18 protein-coding genes are annotated in these 15,368 nt (G+C 68.9%); 11 read left to right on the plus strand and 7 right to left on the minus strand.

Features of this window, described 5'->3' with window-relative positions:
• Positions 1-13: 13 nt before the first annotated feature.
• Positions 14-2,272: a TOMM precursor leader peptide-binding protein gene (locus tag SK571_RS12520; protein ID WP_319984209.1), complete on the minus strand. Its 2,259-nt coding sequence runs from the start codon at positions 2,270-2,272 to the stop codon at positions 14-16.
• Positions 2,269-2,448: a hypothetical protein gene (locus tag SK571_RS12525; RefSeq protein WP_319984210.1), complete on the minus strand. Its 180-nt coding sequence runs from the start codon at positions 2,446-2,448 to the stop codon at positions 2,269-2,271. The genes SK571_RS12520 and SK571_RS12525 overlap by 4 nt, the downstream gene beginning before the upstream one ends.
• Positions 2,449-2,658: 210 nt before the next feature.
• On the opposite strand from SK571_RS12525, the gene SK571_RS12530 reads away from it, so the two are divergent.
• The 8 genes from SK571_RS12530 (at position 2,659) to SK571_RS12565 (ending at position 9,239) form a co-directional block, all read left to right on the plus strand.
• Positions 2,659-3,468, plus strand: coding sequence for an AfsR/SARP family transcriptional regulator (locus SK571_RS12530; RefSeq protein ID WP_090071069.1), 810 nt, complete (start codon positions 2,659-2,661; stop codon positions 3,466-3,468).
• Between the two features lie 159 nt (positions 3,469-3,627).
• On the plus strand, positions 3,628-3,879 hold the full coding sequence (locus SK571_RS12535) for an acyl carrier protein (protein ID WP_030474575.1): 252 nt from the start codon (positions 3,628-3,630) through the stop codon (positions 3,877-3,879).
• A 28-nt stretch (positions 3,880-3,907) separates the two neighbouring features.
• The gene (locus tag SK571_RS12540) at positions 3,908-4,843 is read left to right on the plus strand and encodes an aromatase/cyclase (RefSeq protein WP_030474576.1); all 936 of its coding nucleotides are present in this window, start codon (positions 3,908-3,910) and stop codon (positions 4,841-4,843) included.
• A 10-nt stretch (positions 4,844-4,853) separates the two neighbouring features.
• Entirely contained in the window at positions 4,854-5,042 is a 189-nt protein-coding gene (locus SK571_RS12545) for a hypothetical protein (protein WP_319984211.1), read from the plus strand.
• Positions 5,043-5,067: 25 nt separating this feature from the next.
• Positions 5,068-5,781, plus strand: coding sequence for a beta/alpha barrel domain-containing protein (locus SK571_RS12550; protein WP_319984212.1), 714 nt, complete (start codon positions 5,068-5,070; stop codon positions 5,779-5,781).
• Positions 5,778-7,046 carry a beta-ketoacyl-[acyl-carrier-protein] synthase family protein gene (locus SK571_RS12555; RefSeq protein WP_030474579.1) on the plus strand — a complete coding sequence of 423 codons (1,269 nt, stop codon included), beginning with the start codon at positions 5,778-5,780 and terminating at the stop codon, positions 7,044-7,046. Before SK571_RS12550 ends, SK571_RS12555 begins: the two co-directional genes overlap by 4 nt.
• Positions 7,043-8,257: a ketosynthase chain-length factor gene (locus SK571_RS12560; protein ID WP_030474580.1), complete on the plus strand. Its 1,215-nt coding sequence runs from the start codon at positions 7,043-7,045 to the stop codon at positions 8,255-8,257. Before SK571_RS12555 ends, SK571_RS12560 begins: the two co-directional genes overlap by 4 nt.
• 64 nt (positions 8,258-8,321) lie before the next feature.
• The gene (locus SK571_RS12565; protein WP_319984213.1) at positions 8,322-9,239 is read left to right on the plus strand and encodes an acyltransferase domain-containing protein; all 918 of its coding nucleotides are present in this window, start codon (positions 8,322-8,324) and stop codon (positions 9,237-9,239) included.
• A gap of 137 nt (positions 9,240-9,376) precedes the next feature.
• Here SK571_RS12565 and SK571_RS12570 read toward each other — a convergent pair whose 3' ends face one another.
• Positions 9,377-10,171, minus strand: coding sequence for a cyclase family protein (locus tag SK571_RS12570; protein WP_319984214.1), 795 nt, complete (start codon positions 10,169-10,171; stop codon positions 9,377-9,379).
• A gap of 129 nt (positions 10,172-10,300) precedes the next feature.
• Between SK571_RS12570 and SK571_RS12575 the strand changes: the two genes are divergently transcribed.
• From SK571_RS12575 to SK571_RS12585, 3 genes are read left to right on the plus strand one after another with little or no spacing between them, the layout of a single operon-like run.
• Positions 10,301-10,603, plus strand: a complete 303-nt coding sequence (locus SK571_RS12575) for an antibiotic biosynthesis monooxygenase family protein (RefSeq protein WP_319984215.1) — start codon at positions 10,301-10,303, stop codon at positions 10,601-10,603.
• Entirely contained in the window at positions 10,600-11,598 is a 999-nt protein-coding gene (locus SK571_RS12580) for a CaiB/BaiF CoA transferase family protein (RefSeq protein ID WP_319984465.1), read from the plus strand. Before SK571_RS12575 ends, SK571_RS12580 begins: the two co-directional genes overlap by 4 nt.
• Positions 11,599-11,608: 10 nt before the next feature.
• Positions 11,609-12,538, plus strand: coding sequence for an LLM class F420-dependent oxidoreductase (locus SK571_RS12585; protein ID WP_319984216.1), 930 nt, complete (start codon positions 11,609-11,611; stop codon positions 12,536-12,538).
• Between the two features lie 18 nt (positions 12,539-12,556).
• On the opposite strand, the gene SK571_RS12590 is transcribed toward SK571_RS12585, so the two are convergent.
• From SK571_RS12590 to SK571_RS12605, 4 genes are read right to left on the minus strand one after another with little or no spacing between them, the layout of a single operon-like run.
• A complete protein-coding gene (locus tag SK571_RS12590) occupies positions 12,557-13,051 on the minus strand; it encodes a hypothetical protein (RefSeq protein ID WP_319984217.1) in 495 nt (164 codons plus the stop codon).
• 42 nt (positions 13,052-13,093) lie between these two features.
• On the minus strand, positions 13,094-13,834 hold the full coding sequence (gene lipB / locus SK571_RS12595) for a lipoyl(octanoyl) transferase LipB (protein WP_319984218.1): 741 nt from the start codon (positions 13,832-13,834) through the stop codon (positions 13,094-13,096).
• Positions 13,791-14,369: a phosphatase PAP2 family protein gene (locus SK571_RS12600; RefSeq protein WP_319984219.1), complete on the minus strand. Its 579-nt coding sequence runs from the start codon at positions 14,367-14,369 to the stop codon at positions 13,791-13,793. Before SK571_RS12600 ends, lipB begins: the two co-directional genes overlap by 44 nt.
• On the minus strand, positions 14,366-15,256 hold the full coding sequence (locus SK571_RS12605; protein ID WP_319984220.1) for a TIGR01777 family oxidoreductase: 891 nt from the start codon (positions 15,254-15,256) through the stop codon (positions 14,366-14,368). The genes SK571_RS12600 and SK571_RS12605 overlap by 4 nt, the downstream gene beginning before the upstream one ends.
• Between the last annotated feature and the right edge of the window lie 112 nt (positions 15,257-15,368).

Below are 15,368 nucleotides of genomic sequence, written 5' to 3' on the forward strand. Positions count from 1 at the left end.
CCGCTCTGGGCAGTCACATGAACAGTGGGATGGGGTTGAGCTCGTCGAACCTGTGTGGCCTGGGCAGTCTCCCCAGTTGTACAGGCACGTCGTAGAGGCGCCCTTGAGCGAACCTCGACCAGAAGTGCCGCAGTCCCGGGACGACCACCCGGACGACGGGAAGCCCGATGTCCGGCCTGGTCTGGTCGAGGACGAGCACCTCCATCCCCTTGGCTTCGAGAGTGCTCTGGATGGCGCGGACGTCGTCCACGAGGTCCGCCCGGTGGGTGTAGCCGTGGTGCAGGACGTCGCGCGCCGGCCGGGCGGGATCGGGAGCGAGCCACGGGTGGTCGGCGATCCTGGTGTTCTCGAACCAGTTCCGGACGTCGACGTCGAGGCCGTTCAGGTCGGAGGCCCCGCACACCATCGGCATGCACTGGTTGAGCTCGGTGAGCGCCCGTCGTGCGGCGATCCGCGGGTCCAGGTGCGCCCCGCAGCCGAGCATGATGTCCTCTCGCGGTCCGCCGGTGCGGCGCGACACCGCGACCATCACCGGCACACCGAGATCCGCCGTGACGTCCAGCAGCCACACCTCGCGGCCGAGGCCCGCGTGCACGTCGCGGTTCTGGGTGATCCACGGGTCGCGGAACGAGTCCAGGTCCATGCCCGGCATCGGAGTGCGGTTGTACCACCAGATGGCGACCGCGTCGCGTTCGACGAGCTCCAGAAGTCCTTGCAGCACGGCGTCTTCGAGGCTGCTGCCGGCCGCGCACCCGTTGGAGTTGGCTGTCACGCTCGGCGGGCAGGGGGCGCCGAAGTACAGCATGCCGGTGGGCAGGAGCTTGTGCCGTCGTTCGGTGAGCGACCACAGCGGCGTCCAGTCCATCACCTCGTCCTCGTCGAACGGCGTGGTGACGTGCTGGAAGTTCGAGTGCGCCGCGTTCCACCCGTCGCGGCCCGCGAACTGGCGCGGGTGGTACTGCTGCACGGTGTCGGGGTGGATCGCCCGGTCCGTCAGCGACCGGTAGCTGCCGGAGACCCGCGCCTCCTCGCCGACGAACGCGCCGCTGCGTCGTTCCACGGCCTCGCACAAGGCCCCGACCTGGGCGTCGAGCGGTGTCACGCCCTTGCCGCCGGTGTCCGCGCGCAACGCCGACCGCAGCCCCTCGATGCCCTCCCCGGCGGCGATGTTCGAGCCGGACCGGAACGAGTTGAAGAAGTCGGGACCGGTGTCGTTGCGGCGGATCTCCTTCACGATCCCGGTGACCGGACCGATCAGGTGCCGGTAGGTGTCGAGCACTTCCTGCGGCGGCGACGACCGGTGGCCGCCGCCGTCGCAGGAGTGTTTCACGCGACTGGCGAGTTCGACCGGCTCGAACGCCCTGCGCGCGACGGTGTCGGGGTCACCGCAGCCCGAGCACTGCGGGCGGACCCGCACCTCGTGCTGCGTGACCCTCATGGTCAGGCTGTCGTAGTTCCAGATGGAGCGCTGCGTGTCATGCCTGATGCCGGCGAGCCACTTGGCGGTCTCCACGGCCGCGATCTCCAGCGCCATCGCGGTGAGCGACGGCAGTCCGATGAGCGGCCGCGGCGCGGGACCCCGTTGCCCGCACCTGCGTCGCACGTGCGCCTCCGCCTTGCGGTTGGCGGACAGCCTGGCCGCGAGGCAACGCCAGCACGGGCCGTCGCCCGGCGTGAAGAAGGGACCGACGGACACCTCCGCGCCCACGGGTTTGACCAGCAGCCAGGGCTTGCCGGCGGTGCGGTGGGCGTCGTCGATGTCGCGGAGCTCGGGCGCCAGGTAGTCGGTGCACGCCACGACCGTCAGGTCACCACTCCCCGAGGTGACCGTGAGTTCGTTGCGGTGCAGGGCGTCCACCAGCGCGTCCCGGTCGATGTCCCCGATCGCGGCGACGGAGATCAGCGACGTCGTTGTCGCCGACACCGCGTCCGCGGGGTCGAGGCCGGCCGCGTCCCAGTACGCGAGCGTGGCCTCGGTCGTGGCCGAACCGTCCTCCTCGCAGCGCCGCCCGATCAGGCCGGCCGCGGCGAGCTTGGTGAGCATGCGGCTGACCGTGTCCTCGGTCAGCCCGGCGGGCAGGTCCCGCAGCACGGCGGCGAGATCACGCGTGCCGTCGAGCAGCGGAGCCAGTGACTCGACGTGCGTGCCCTGGATCGCGGTGACCCCGGACTCGCCGATCAGGTACACGGCCTCGCCGCGCACGATCTGCGGCCTCAGGTGGCGTCGGAAACCGATGCGTCGCTCGTCCGGTTCGGCCAGTTCGGGTCTCATGCCGCGAGAGCCTCGGCGGACTCGCAGAACGTGCCGGGGCGGCACGAGGTCCAGGCGAAGTCGACTGCGAAGTCCGCCGAGGCCTCACGGTCGAACTGGTAGATCTTCATGTCGTCGGAGTCGTCGATGGTGGTGGTGACGGAAGACAAGTGCTCCACGGTGACGGTGGGGTACATGTTCAGCTCCGATGTTTGCGTGTGATTTGTTGTGGGTAATGATGCGGACCAGCGCTAATGGATCGGTAGTTACCGGCTAATGCGCCTTCGTATGAAGTTTTCATACCCGGCACGGGCAGAACTCACCTGACATCGATGGCCTGTGCACTAACGCCCCGCCGTTGGGCCGAGCAGACTAATCCCGTGCTTGGAACCGAAGGAGGGGTCACGATGCAGATCAAGGTCCTGGGGCCCGTCGAGGCCAAGGTGAACGGTCGCTCGGTGACGCCAACCGCGGCCAAGCCACGGCAGATCCTGGCGCTGCTCGCGCTGCATTCCGGTCAGGTGGTGTCCGTTCCCACTCTGATCGAGGAGCTGTGGGGCGACCGTCCGCCGCGCAGCGCCCGCACCACCCTGCAGACCTACATCCTGCAGCTGCGCAAGCTCATCGGCGACGCGCTGGCGACGTCCGGTGAGGGGGAGGCGAAGGAAGTGCTCGTCACCCGGTACGGCGGCTACCTGCTCGACGTGCCGCCGGAGGCCGTCGACGTGCACGAGTTCGAACGCCTCTCCCGCGCGGGCCAGCAGGCCTACGACGTCGAGGACTACGCCTCGGCCTCCCGGCTGCTGCGCCAGGCGCTCGAGATGTGGCGCGGCGCCGCGGTCGTGGACGTGCGGCCCGGCATGCCGCTCGGCATCGAGATCGTGCGCCTGGAGGAAGCACGGCTGGGCGTGCTCGAAGCACGCATCGACGCAGAGCTGCGGATGGGCAAGCACAAGGCGTTGCTCAGCGAGCTGTCCGTGCTGACCGTGCAGAACCCGATGAACGAGAACCTGTGCGCGCAGTACATGATCTCGCTGTTCCGCGCGGGCCGGCAGTGGCAGGCGCTGGACTCGTTCAAAGCCCTGCGCAACACCCTGATCGAGGAGCTCGGTGTCGAGCCCTCGTCGCGCCTGCAGTCGTTGCAGCACGCGATCCTGACGTCCGATCCGCGCCTCGACAGCGCCGAAACCCGTCAGTTGCAACGACTCCTGGCTTAGGAAAATGCTCCAGCGGCCCGCGCCACACTGTGGCGCGGGCCGTTTTTGCTTGTCGGGCAACGGTTTCTTCGAGAATCTCTCCAGTGGATTACAGGTGCGCGGTGACAACCTCAGTCGTGGGCGCGCGGAAACCGCCCGCTGGAGGAAAGGAAGCTAGCCGTGAGCGCACTGACCATCGAGGGCCTCAAAGAGATCCTCAACGAGGCCGCGGGCGACGACGACTCGTTCAAGCCGGGCCAGGACATTCTCGACCTCCCGTTCCTCGAGCTGGGCTTCGATTCCCTCGCCCTGCTGGAGACGGTCGCGCTGATCAAGCGCAAGCACGGGGTCTCCATCGCCGACGACGAGATGGCGTACATCCAGACGCCGCGTCAGCTGCTGGACAAGGTCAACGGACAGATCGCGGCCTGACGCCGGCGACTCGGATACGGAGACGGACATGACGCACACCACCACGCACACGGTCATGATCGGGGCTCCCGCCAAGGTGGTGTACGACCTGGTCGCGGACGTGACGACCTGGCCGTACATCTTCGGACCCACGGTTCAGGCCGAGGTGTTCGAACGGGACGGCTCGACGGAACGGTTGCGGTTGCACGCGTTCGCCAACGGTGACGTGCGCACGTGGACGTCCCGGCGAGAGCTCGACCCGGCGAACCTGCACATCAAGTTCGAGCAGGAGCGCTCGGCCGCACCGGTGAAGACGATGGGCGGGGAGTGGCGGATCGTCCCGATCGCCGATTCGGCGACCCGGGTCGATCTGCTCCACCACTTCACCGCGGCGCAGCCCGAGGCGGTCGACCTCATCCTGAACGCCGTCAACAACAACAGCGACGCCGAGCTCGCCGCTCTCAAGCGGGCGGCCGAGTACGGCGACGACTACGACAAGCTGGTGCTGTCGTTCTCCGACAGCATCACGATCCACGCGAGCCGCAAGGACGTCTACGAGTTCCTGTACCGCTCCGACCTGTGGCCGGAGCGCCTGCCGCACGTCGCGCGGCTGGACCTCACCGAAGCCGTCACCGGCGTGCAGTCCATGGAGATGGACACGCGCAGCCCGGACGGGTCGATCCACACCACGCACTCGGTGCGGGTCTGCACCCCGTACGACGGCATCGTCTACAAGCAGACGCACACACCGCCGATCATGGCGGCGCACGTCGGCCGGTGGACGTTCAGGGACATCGGCGACGGCATCGAGGCCGGCATCGAGGCGACGTCACACCACACCGTCGTCATCCGGCCCGAGGTCATCCCCGACGTGCTGGGGGCGGACGGGACGATCGAGCGCGCTCGCGAGCTCATCCGTCACGCGCTGGGCACCAACAGCCTCACGACGCTCCGGCACGCGAAGGAATTCGCCGAGAACGGATGAGGTGACCGCGATGGGGTTGGGTGGCGCGGACTTGTTGACCGCCGCAGCACGCGCTGCAAGCCGCAACGGACTTTACGTGGTCTCCATGTACCTGGAGAAAGCCGCGGTCGAGCACCAGCGTCAGGGTTGTCCTTCTTCGGACGTGGCTCCCTGCGCCTACGAGATCGAGGCTTCCCGAGTGCTGCTGTCGGGCTTCTGAAAGTCGAAGCGCGAGGGGTTCTCAGATGATGCTCTACGACATCTCGCTGCGTCGCACCAGCCTGTCCATCTCGGACAGACTGGTCGCGGCGCGGCGCCTCGACGCGCTCGGAGTCGCGTTCGTCGACGGAGGCAGGCCCGCCCGGTCGTTCTACCACCGGGCGGCGATCGAACTCCGGTTGCGGGTCGCCACCCTCATCGCTTCAGGCGGTGCGGAGGACCTCGACGCACTGATGGCCGCGGAAACCCCCGCGGTGGCAATAGTTGTCCAAGGGCACGGCATCTCGGTGGTCCGGGAGGCCGTGCGTCAACTCGTGCGCGCCGAAAGACGAGTGATCGTCGAGGCGCGGGACTTCTTCGACGGCTGGCTGATCGACCCCGAACACGCTTTGGAGGTCGTGCTGACAGCCGCGGAGGCTGGGGCGGAAACCGTGTTGCTGCACGACACAGCGGGCAAGCTGTGGCCGGACCAGATCGGCGAGATCGTCGAGTCGGTCGCGGAAACCGGTGTGCCCCTTGGATTTGGATGTCACGACGACGGAGGAACGGCCGCGAAGCAGCTGTTCGCCGCCGATGCGGGGGCCGGACTCGTACAGGGGTCCTACGCCGTCGTTCGAGGTGGCCTCGATCGGACCGATTCACCATCGGTTCATTCGGCAGAGACAGGTATCGCTCCCGTGCCCTGTCCGAGATTGGAGCAGACCGTGTCCGCACAGAAGGCGATTGGAGGTGTCCGATGAGTCGTCGCGCCGTCATCACCGGGGTGGGCGTGGTCGCACCTGGTGGCATCGGAACGAAGGCGTATTGGAAACTGCTGTCCGAAGGGCGTACGGCGACTCGCAACATCACGCACTTCGACGCGTCTCCGTACCGCTCCCGCATGGCGGGGGAAGCAGATTTCGATCCAGTGCGCGAAGGCCTGACGCCGCAGGAGATCCGCCGTCTCGACCGGGCCGCGCAGTTCGCGGTCGTCGCGGGTCGTGAGGCGATGTCCGACTCCGGCATCGAGTTCGACCAGCTCGACCCCGGCCGCATCGGTGTCTCGCTCGGCACCGCGGTCGGTTGCACGACCTCGCTGGAGCGCGAGTTCATCGTCGGCTCCGACCGGGGCAAGTACTGGGAGGTCGACCAGTCCTACGCCGTCCCGCACCTCTACGACTACTTCACGCCGTCCTCGATGGCGACGGAGCTGGCGTGGACGGTGGGCGCCGAAGGACCGGTCTCCGTGGTCTCCACGGGCTGCACCTCGGGTCTCGACTCGGTCGGTTACGCCGCCGAGCTGATCATGGAGGGCTCCGCGGACGTCGTCGTCACCGGCGGCACCGAGGCCCCGCTCTCCCCGATCACCGTGGTCTGCTTCGACGTGATCCGTGCGTCGAGCACCCGCAACGACGACCCCACAACGGCGTGCCGGCCGTTCGACAAGACCCGCGACGGCCTGGTGCTGGGCGAGGGTTGCGCGATCATCGTGCTCGAGGAGCTGGAGCACGCCCGCGCTCGCGGTGCCCACATCTACGGTGAGGTCGCCGGCTTCGCCTCGCGGTGCAACGCCTACCACATGACGGGCCTGCACCCCGAGGGCATCGAGATGTCCGACGCCATCAACATCGCGCTGAAGCAGGCGCGTGCGGATGCCACGGACGTCGGTTACATCAACGCGCACGGGTCGGGCACCAAGCAGAACGACCTGCACGAGACGGCGGCGTTCAAGCGCAGCCTCGGTGCGCACGCCTACAAGACCCCGGTCTCCGGCTTCAAGTCGATGATCGGGCACTCGCTGGGCGCGATCGGTTCGCTGGAGATCGTCGGCTCGCTGCTGGCGTTCGAGCAGGACCTCATCCCGCCGACGGCGAACCTCCACGAGCAGGACCCCGAGTGCGACCTCGACTACACGCCACTGGTGGCGCGGGAGAAGAAGGTCGACACCCTCCTGACCGTGGGCAGTGGTTTCGGTGGATTCCAGAGCGCCATGGTGCTCAAAAAGGTGGAAGGGGCAGGCCGGTGACTCGGGCAGTGGTGACGGGAATCGGCATCGCGTCTCCCAACGGTTTGGGGCCGACCGCGTACTGGCGGGCGACCCTGCACGGGGAGGCGGCGATCAAGCCGATCACCCGGTTCGACAGCGCCAACTACTGGGCGAAGATCGCCGGTGAGGTGCCTGGCTTCGAGGCAGGGCGGCACCTGCAGGGTCGCCTGCTGCCGCAGACGGACCACATGACGCGGCTGACACTCGTCGGCACGGACTGGGCGTTGCGTGGTGCGGGTGTGCAGCCGAACGACATCCCCGACACCGACATCGCGGTGATCACCGCGGCGACGGCCGGTGGGTACGAGTTCGGGCAGCGCGAACTGCAGAAGCTGTGGCACCAGGGCCCGGAGTACGTCTCGGCGTACCAGTCGTTCGCGTGGTTCTACGCGGTCAACACGGGCCAGATCTCCATCCGCCACGGCACGCGCGGTCCCGGCGCGGTGGTGGTGTCCGAGCAGGCCGGTGGCATCGACTCCATCGGTCACGCCCGGCGCCAGCTGCGCAAGGGTGTCCAGCTCGCCCTCACGGGCGGCATGGACTCGTCGCTCTGCCCGTGGGCGTGGGTGGCGCACCAGGCCTCGGGTTGCCTGTCCCGCAACAACAACCCGAAGCGCGCGTACCTGCCGTTCGACCGCGACGCCTCCGGGTACGTCGCGGGCGAGGGCGGCGCGATCATGGTCGTCGAGACGCCGGAGTCGGCGGCCGGGCGTCCCGGTACGAGGATCTACGGCGAGATCGTCGGGTACGCCGCGACGTTCGACTCGAAGATGCCGTCACGGGAACCGGGTCTGAAGCGGGCGGCCGAGCTGGCGCTGCGCGACGCCGGCATGGACGCCTCGGAGATCGACGTGGTGTTCGCCGACGCGGCGGGCATCCCCGAGCTCGACAAGGCCGAGGCCGAGGCGATCAAGGGCATCTTCGGGCCGTACGGCGTGCCGGTGACGGCGCCGAAGACCATGACCGGGCGCCTGTTCGCCGGTGGTGGCTCCCTGGACGTGGCGTCGGCGATCCTCTCCATCTACTGGAGCGCGATCCCGCCGACCGTCAACGTCGAGAACCTCGTACCGGAGTACGAGCTCGACCTCGTGATGAACGAGGCGCGGCACGGCAAGATCAAGGCCGCTCTGGTGCTCGGTCGCGGCAAGGGCGGCTACAACTCCGCCATGGTGGTCCGCGAATACAGGTGATGTCATGCCTCAAGGCCGTGAAGGTGTTCCCTTCACGGCCTTGAGCCGTTTCTGGAGGCGTGTTGTGGACGTAGCACTGATGTTTCCGGGCCAGGGATCGCAGTACCCGCGGATGGCGGCGTCCCTGTACGGCACGGATGCCGTGTTCACCTCGGTGATCGACGAGGTGTTCGAACTGTTCGGCGAGGTCGGCTCGGTCGCCTGCGAGGACTGGCTCGCCGGTGCCGACATCGACCACGTGTCCCGCGCGCAGCCGTTGCTGTTCGCGGTCGACTACGCGCTGGGACGCACCGTCCTGTCGTGGGGCGTCGAGCCGGTGGCGCTGATCGGGCACTCCGCCGGTGAGGTCGTCGCGGCGACGCTGGCGGGCGTGTTCTCGTTGGAGGAAGCCGTTTCCCTGGTGCGGGACCGGGTGCTGTCGGCCGTGCCGATCCCGTCCGGCGGCATGCTGGCCGCGGCTGCCTCCGAGGCGGATCTGCTGCCGTACCTGGAAGGCGATGTCGCGATCGCCGCGGTGAACTCCGCGCGGCAGACGATGCTGGCCGGGTCCGACGAGCCGCTGGCCCGTGTGCGGGCGCGGCTGGAGGCCGACGAGTACATCGTCGTGACGGTGCCGGCGTCGACGCCGTTCCACAGCCCGGCGATGCAGCCCGCCGTGGACGAGGCGCTGGCGTCGTGGAGTGCTTCGCCCCGCGCACCGCGGATGCCGCTGTACTCCGGCTACACGGGCAAGCTGATGACCGAGGAGGACGCGCTGTCCGCGCGGTTCTGGACGCGTCAGCTCACCGACGCCGTCTACTTCGGACCGGCGCTGAACGAGCTCGTGGCGATGTACGACGTGCTGCTGGTGGAGGCCGGACCCGGCCAGACCCTGACATCGTTCGCGCGCCGCACAAAGGCCGTGCGGTCCGGTGCCTCGCAGGTGTTGCCGTTGCTGGATTCCTCGGACACCGTCGACGCCGCCCGTGCTCGTCTGGTGTGACTCGGCGATATAAAAGGGCCGCCCTCTCCTGGAGGGCGGCCCTTTAACTGCTTCTAGTCGATGCCGCGGACGATGTGGTCTTCGTTCTCCGGTGGCCAATCGCTGTTTTCCATACCTGCGAAGGTAAGTACGGTGATTCAGCTCTCACTTGAGCACCAGTCGTCGAGCAGGGCGACCGCGCGGGTCCAACCGGCGCCGGCGCCCTTGATCTTGACGGGGAACGCGACGACGGTGAACCCGAAGTCCGGCAACGCCTCCAGGTTCGCGAGGCGCTCGATCTGGCAGTACTCGCGGTCGCGGCCGGCGAAGTGCGCGGGCCACAGCACGCTCTCGTCCTTGGTCGCCAGGTAGCGCTTGACGATGTCCGGGAACGGCGCGTCGAGGCTGAACGCGTCGGTGGCGATCACCTTGACTCCCAGGTCCAGCAGGAAGTTCGTGGCGGGACCGTCGAGTCCGGTGTAGTCGGTGAAGTAGGTCTGGGTGCCCGCGTGCTCGGCGGCGCCGGTGTCGAGGATGACGATGTCCATCGGCTTCGGCGTGTAGCCGATGCGGGCGAACTCCTTCTCCAGCACCTCCACGCCGATGACGCCGGTGCCGTGGCCGCGGACGTCGAGCTTCACGCCGGGGTTGTGGAACCACTCCAGCGGCATCTCGTCGATGTGGCGCGGGATTCCGTTGCCGTACGTGGTCTTCGAGCCGTAGTGCGACGGCGCGTCGACGTGCGTTCCGGTGTGCGAGGTCAGGCTGATCCGGTCCAGCGTCAGGAACTCGGAGTCCCGCAGCACGGAGACGTCGAACTCGATGCCGAGCCGCGCCTTGAGCTGCTCGGCCATGTGTTCGGCACCCTGGGCGGCCGTGAGCACCTCGTGCGTCACCGGGTCCGCTTCGTACGCGGATGCGTCAATGTGGGAAGACAGATCGATGATGCGCATGAAACAGAGCTTGGCGGGCGTTCCTTGAGCACGTCTCAAGAGGCGGTGGGCATGGTTTTTCAGTGGTGTGGCCCAGAAGGTCGCCGGGCCACACCACTGGCCTGACACCGTTTCTGGAGGAGCCACCTCATGATCACCTTCCTCAACCGCTTCACGCTCACCGGTGACCCCGAGGAGTTCGAGAAGGCCTTCGACGAGACGGCGGCGTTCCTGCGCGAGCAGCCGGGCCTGATCAAGTACACGCTCTCGCGGCAGCTGGACGACCCGGCGTCGTACATCAACATCGCGTTGTGGGAGAGCGCCGACGCCCTGCGCGCGGCACTGGCCCACCCGGACTTCGGCAACCACGCCAAGGCGATGCGCGGCCTGGCCGAGTCCACGGGTGCGATCTTCAACCCGCGCCTGTCGTTCGAAGCCTCCGCCGAAGCCTGATGGGGCCTCTCGGCGGGCTGAAGGTCGTCGAGTTCGGCGGCATCGGCCCCGGCCCGCACGGCGCGATGCTGCTGGCGGACCTCGGCGCGGAGGTCGTGCGCGTCGAACGTCCGTCCGGCGGACTGTCCGTGGTGCCGGACGCATCCCGTGACTTCCTGTTGCGCGGCAGGCGTTCGGTGTCCGCGGACCTGAAATCCCCCGAGGGACGGTCCTCGGTCCTGGCGCTGATCTCGTCGGCCGACGTGGTGATCGAGGGCTTCCGCCCCGGCGTGCTGGAACGGCTCGGGCTCGGGCCGTCCGACTGCCTGGCGGTCAATCCCGGCCTGATCTACGCGCGGATGACCGGGTGGGGCCAGGACGGTCCGCTGGCCCAGCGCGCCGGGCACGACATCAACTACCTGTCGGTCACCGGGGTGCTGCACGCCATCGGCAAGCCGCCGCTCAACCTGGTCGGCGACTTCGGCGGCGGCTCGCTCTACCTGGTGCTGGGCGTGCTGGCGGCGTTGTGGGAACGGCAGCGCACCGGACTCGGCCAGGTCGTCGACGCGGCGATCGTAGACGGGGTGGCGTCGCTCGCGCAGATGATCTGGTCGATGAAGGCGCAGTCGGTGTGGGAGGACGCGCCGGACTCGAACCTGCTCGACGGCGGGTGCCCGTTCTACTCGATCTACGAGTGCGCGGACGGCCGGTCCGTCGCGGTGGGATCGCTGGAGCCGCAGTTCTACGCCCTGCTGCTGGCCGGTCTGGGCCTGACCGCCGCGGATCTGCCCGAGCAGATGGACCGGGACTCCTGGCCGTTGCTGCGCAAGACGTTCGCCGAGGCGTTCCTGACCCGCACGCGCGACGAGTGGTCGGAGGTGTTCGCGTCGTCCGACGCCTGTGTGACCCCGGTGCTGAGCTTGGAGGAGGCGGCCTCACATCCGCACCTGGTCGCGCGCGGGGTGTTCACCTCCGAAGGGGCGGCCGTGCCTGCACCACGCTTTTCCGCGGACTAGATTCAGGTTCGTGGAACTGCGCATCTTCACCGAGCCCCAGCAGGGGGCGAGCTACGACGACCTGCTCCGGGTGGCCAGGACGGCCGAGGACGCCGGCTACGGCGCCTTCTTCCGCTCCGACCACTACCTCCAGATGGGCTCGGCCGACGGTCTGCCCGGCCCGACCGACCCGTGGATCACGTTCGCCGGGCTGGCCCGCGACACGTCCACGATCCGCCTGGGCACGCTGATGACCGCCGCGACGTTCCGCCACCCCGGACCGCTGGCCATCAGCGTCGCCCAGGTCGACCAGATGTCGGGCGGCCGCGTGGAGTTCGGCATCGGCGCCGGGTGGTACGAGGCCGAGCACAGCGCGTACGGCATCCCGTTCCCGCCGCTGGGGGAGCGCTTCGACCGCTACGAGGAGCAGGTCGCGATCATCACCGGCCTGTGGGAGACCCCGGTCGGCGGCACCTTCTCGTTCGAGGGCAAGCACTACACGCTCACCGACTCGCCCGCGCTGCCGAAGCCGGCGCAGGAGCGCGTCCCGGTGCTGATCGGCGGCATGGGCGCCAAGCGCACCCCTGCCCTGGCCGCGTCCTACGCCACCGAGTTCAACCTGCCGTTCGTCGGCATCGACGCCGCCGTCGAGCAGTTCGCCCGCGTCGACGCCGCGTGCGAGGAGATCGACCGCGACCCGAAGGAGATCATCCGCTCGGTCGCGCTCGTCGCGTGCGTCGGCCGCACCGACGCCGACGTCGCCCGCCGTGCCGCCGCGATCGGCCGCGAGGTCGGCGAGCTCAAGGAGAACGGTCTGGCCGGCACTCCCGCCGAGGTCGTCGACCGCATCGGCGCGTGGCGTGACGCGACCGGTGCGCAGCGGGTGTACCTGCAGGTCCTGGACCTGTCCGACCTCGACCACATCACCGAGATCGCGTCGGACGTGGCGCCCCAACTCTGATCTGTCGCGTACTGGACATCAGGCGAGCGCTTTGCGAACTGCTGACGGCATCGGCAGGACGTAGTTCGCGAACCGCCGCCGATGTCCGATGTACCGGAGCTGCAGCGCGGGCTCGTCGAGGTAGCGCTGTTCCAGCCCGCCCTGCCCGAGCACCAGCTTCAACCCACGTCCGAGCATCGACGGGGAGTCGAGGCCGAAGCGGGCCCGCACCACGTCGGCGGCCGCGTGGTCGCCGAACTCCAGCGCGGCCCGCCGCACGGACTCGACCGGCACCATCAGGTACTGCTCGTCGGCACGGACGCCATCGCGATGTGCGATGCCCAATGCGCTCAGTGCCTTCTGGTGCGCTCCGCCGTCCAGGCCGAGGTAGTACTGCTCCCAGTCGCTGACCTGGATCTCACCGCTCCACGTCCGCACCGGAGCGGCCGCCGCCACCGCTCCGTTCGAACTGATTCCACCTGCCAGCGCCGTTATGCCGGCAGCCGTGAACAACTGGCGTCGGGACAACCTCACGACGCACCCTCCTCCGAATTCCCGCAGGTTCCCGCCGCGGGGCTACGGAATGCTAGCGAAGGTGATACCCGGAGCGACGGGGCCAGTGCGGGCCAAAGTGCGGTCCGTCAGGGGGAGCGTTCCGTCGAGCGCCGCGAGCACAGCGTCACGGGCGAGCGGCAGGACCTCGGCGACGGTGACGTCGCGGCCCAGCTCGTGCGAGAGGGAAGCGACGCCCGCGTCCTTGATGCCGCACGGGATGATGTCGCCGAACGCGTCGAGGCTCGCGTTGCAGTTGATCTCGAAGCCGTGCATGGTCACTCCGCGCTGCACGCGGATGCCGATGGCGGCGACCTTGCGCTCCGGGCCGCGGTCGTCGGCGGGCAGCCACACGCCGCTGCGGCCCTCGATCCGGCCGGTGTGCACGCCGAGCCGGTCGCACACGTCGATCAGGCCCTGCTCGACGCGACGCACGTACTCCACGACGTCGATCGGATCGGCGAGCTTGACGATCGGGTAGCCGACCAGCTGGCCCGGTCCGTGCCAGGTGATCTTGCCGCCGCGGTCGACGTCGATGACCGGGGTGTCGCCACCGCGCGGGCGCTCCTCGTCGAGGGTGCGCCGGCCGCAGGTGTAGACGGGCGGGTGTTCGAGCAGCAGGAGGGTGTCCGGGCCGGTGCCGGTACCACCGCTGGCCGCGCGCGCCTCCGCGATCTCCTTCTGGAGGTCCCACGCCGCCATGTAGTCGATGAGCCCCAGCTCACGGATGACGACGGGGTCTGACGAGGTCCGGCACGAGTTCACGACCCGACGTTACCAACCCCAGGACCATGGCCGCCAAAAGTCCGACGCCGGTCACACCCAGCACGGCGCCGACGACGTCGGTGACCCAGTGCATCTCCAGGACGATCCTCGCGAACCCCGCCACCAGCACCGCGAGCACCGCCCACAGCACACCGCGCCTCAGGAGGACGACCATCGTGAAACCGACCGACGCGACCGCCACCGTGTGCCCGCTCGGGTAGCTCGGCAGGTGGTACTCGACGGGCCGCACGCGGTCGAACAGGAACCGCGTCAGCAAGGTCGCGCAGCACAGCCCGTGCAACGCCAGGGCCTTCCACAACCGCGGGTCCCGCCGCCGCCAGGCCAGCACGAACAACACCGCCGCGAACGCCCAGCCGATCGTCGGTCCCATCACCAGGCTCACCGCGAACGCCGTCGTGCGCAGCCACTCGGGTCGCGGCAGTTCGTCGTGCACCCACACGTCGAGCCCGGTCACCTCGGGAAGTCCCAGCAGGATCCACGAGATGACCAGCACCGCCGCCACCGCACGCGTCATGCGACCGCCGCGTTCAGGGCCGCCGGCAGCGTGGGGTGCAGGAAGTGGAACCCGTGCCGCTCCAACGTCTTCGGCGTCAGGCCCGGACCGCTGAGCAGCAGCTCCTGCGCCATCTCACCGCCGAGCAACGTCTTGAGCGCGAACGCCGGCACCGTCCACGGCGCCGGCCGGCTCAGCGCCGTCGCGACCGCCTTGGTGAACTCGGCGTTCGTCACCGGAGCCGGGCCCGCGACGTTCACCGGCCCGCGGATCTCGTCGTGCTCGACGACGAACCGGTAGGCGGACACGACGTCGTCCAGCGACACCCACGGGAAGTACTGCTCGCCACTGCCGAGCTTGCCGCCCAGGAAGAACTGGAACACCGGCTTCAACCGGCCGAACACACCGCCCGAGGGAGAGATGACGACAGCGGTGCGCATGAGCACGACCCGCACACCGCCTTCCTGCGCCACGGACGTCGCCGCCTCCCAGTCCTGGGTCAGCCGCGACATGAAGGTGTGGCCGCCCGGCGCTTCCTCGTCCGCGAGGCGCGACTCGGTGTCGCCGTAGAAGTGGGCGCCCGACGAGCTCACCAGCGCCGGCACCCCGTGCTCGACGCAGGCCGCCGACAACACCTCGGCCGGCACGACCCGGCTGTCGTGCAGCACCTGCTTGCGCGCGTCGTCCCACCGCTTGTCGGCGATGCCCGCGCCGCACAGGTTGATGACGGCGTCGACGCCGTCGAACGTCCCGTCGTCGATGCGCCCGGCGTACGGGTCCCAGCCGCGTTCGTCGGGTGCGGCGGCTTTGCGGCGCACCAGCCGCAGCACCTCGTGGCCGGCGGCGCGCATGGACGCCACCAGGCTCGTTCCGATCAAGCCCGACGATCCCGCGATGACGACTCGCATAGATAGATCGTTCCCCACTCACGCACCGCGTGCACAGCCACACTTGGCACAACTGACCCAGGATGTGCCGAAGGCCACCCCGGCAAACCGGGGTGGCCTTCAGGTCACACGA

Origin of the sequence: Lentzea kristufekii (assembly GCF_033949925.1) — a bacterium.
Lineage (GTDB): Bacteria > Actinomycetota > Actinomycetes > Mycobacteriales > Pseudonocardiaceae > Lentzea > Lentzea kristufekii.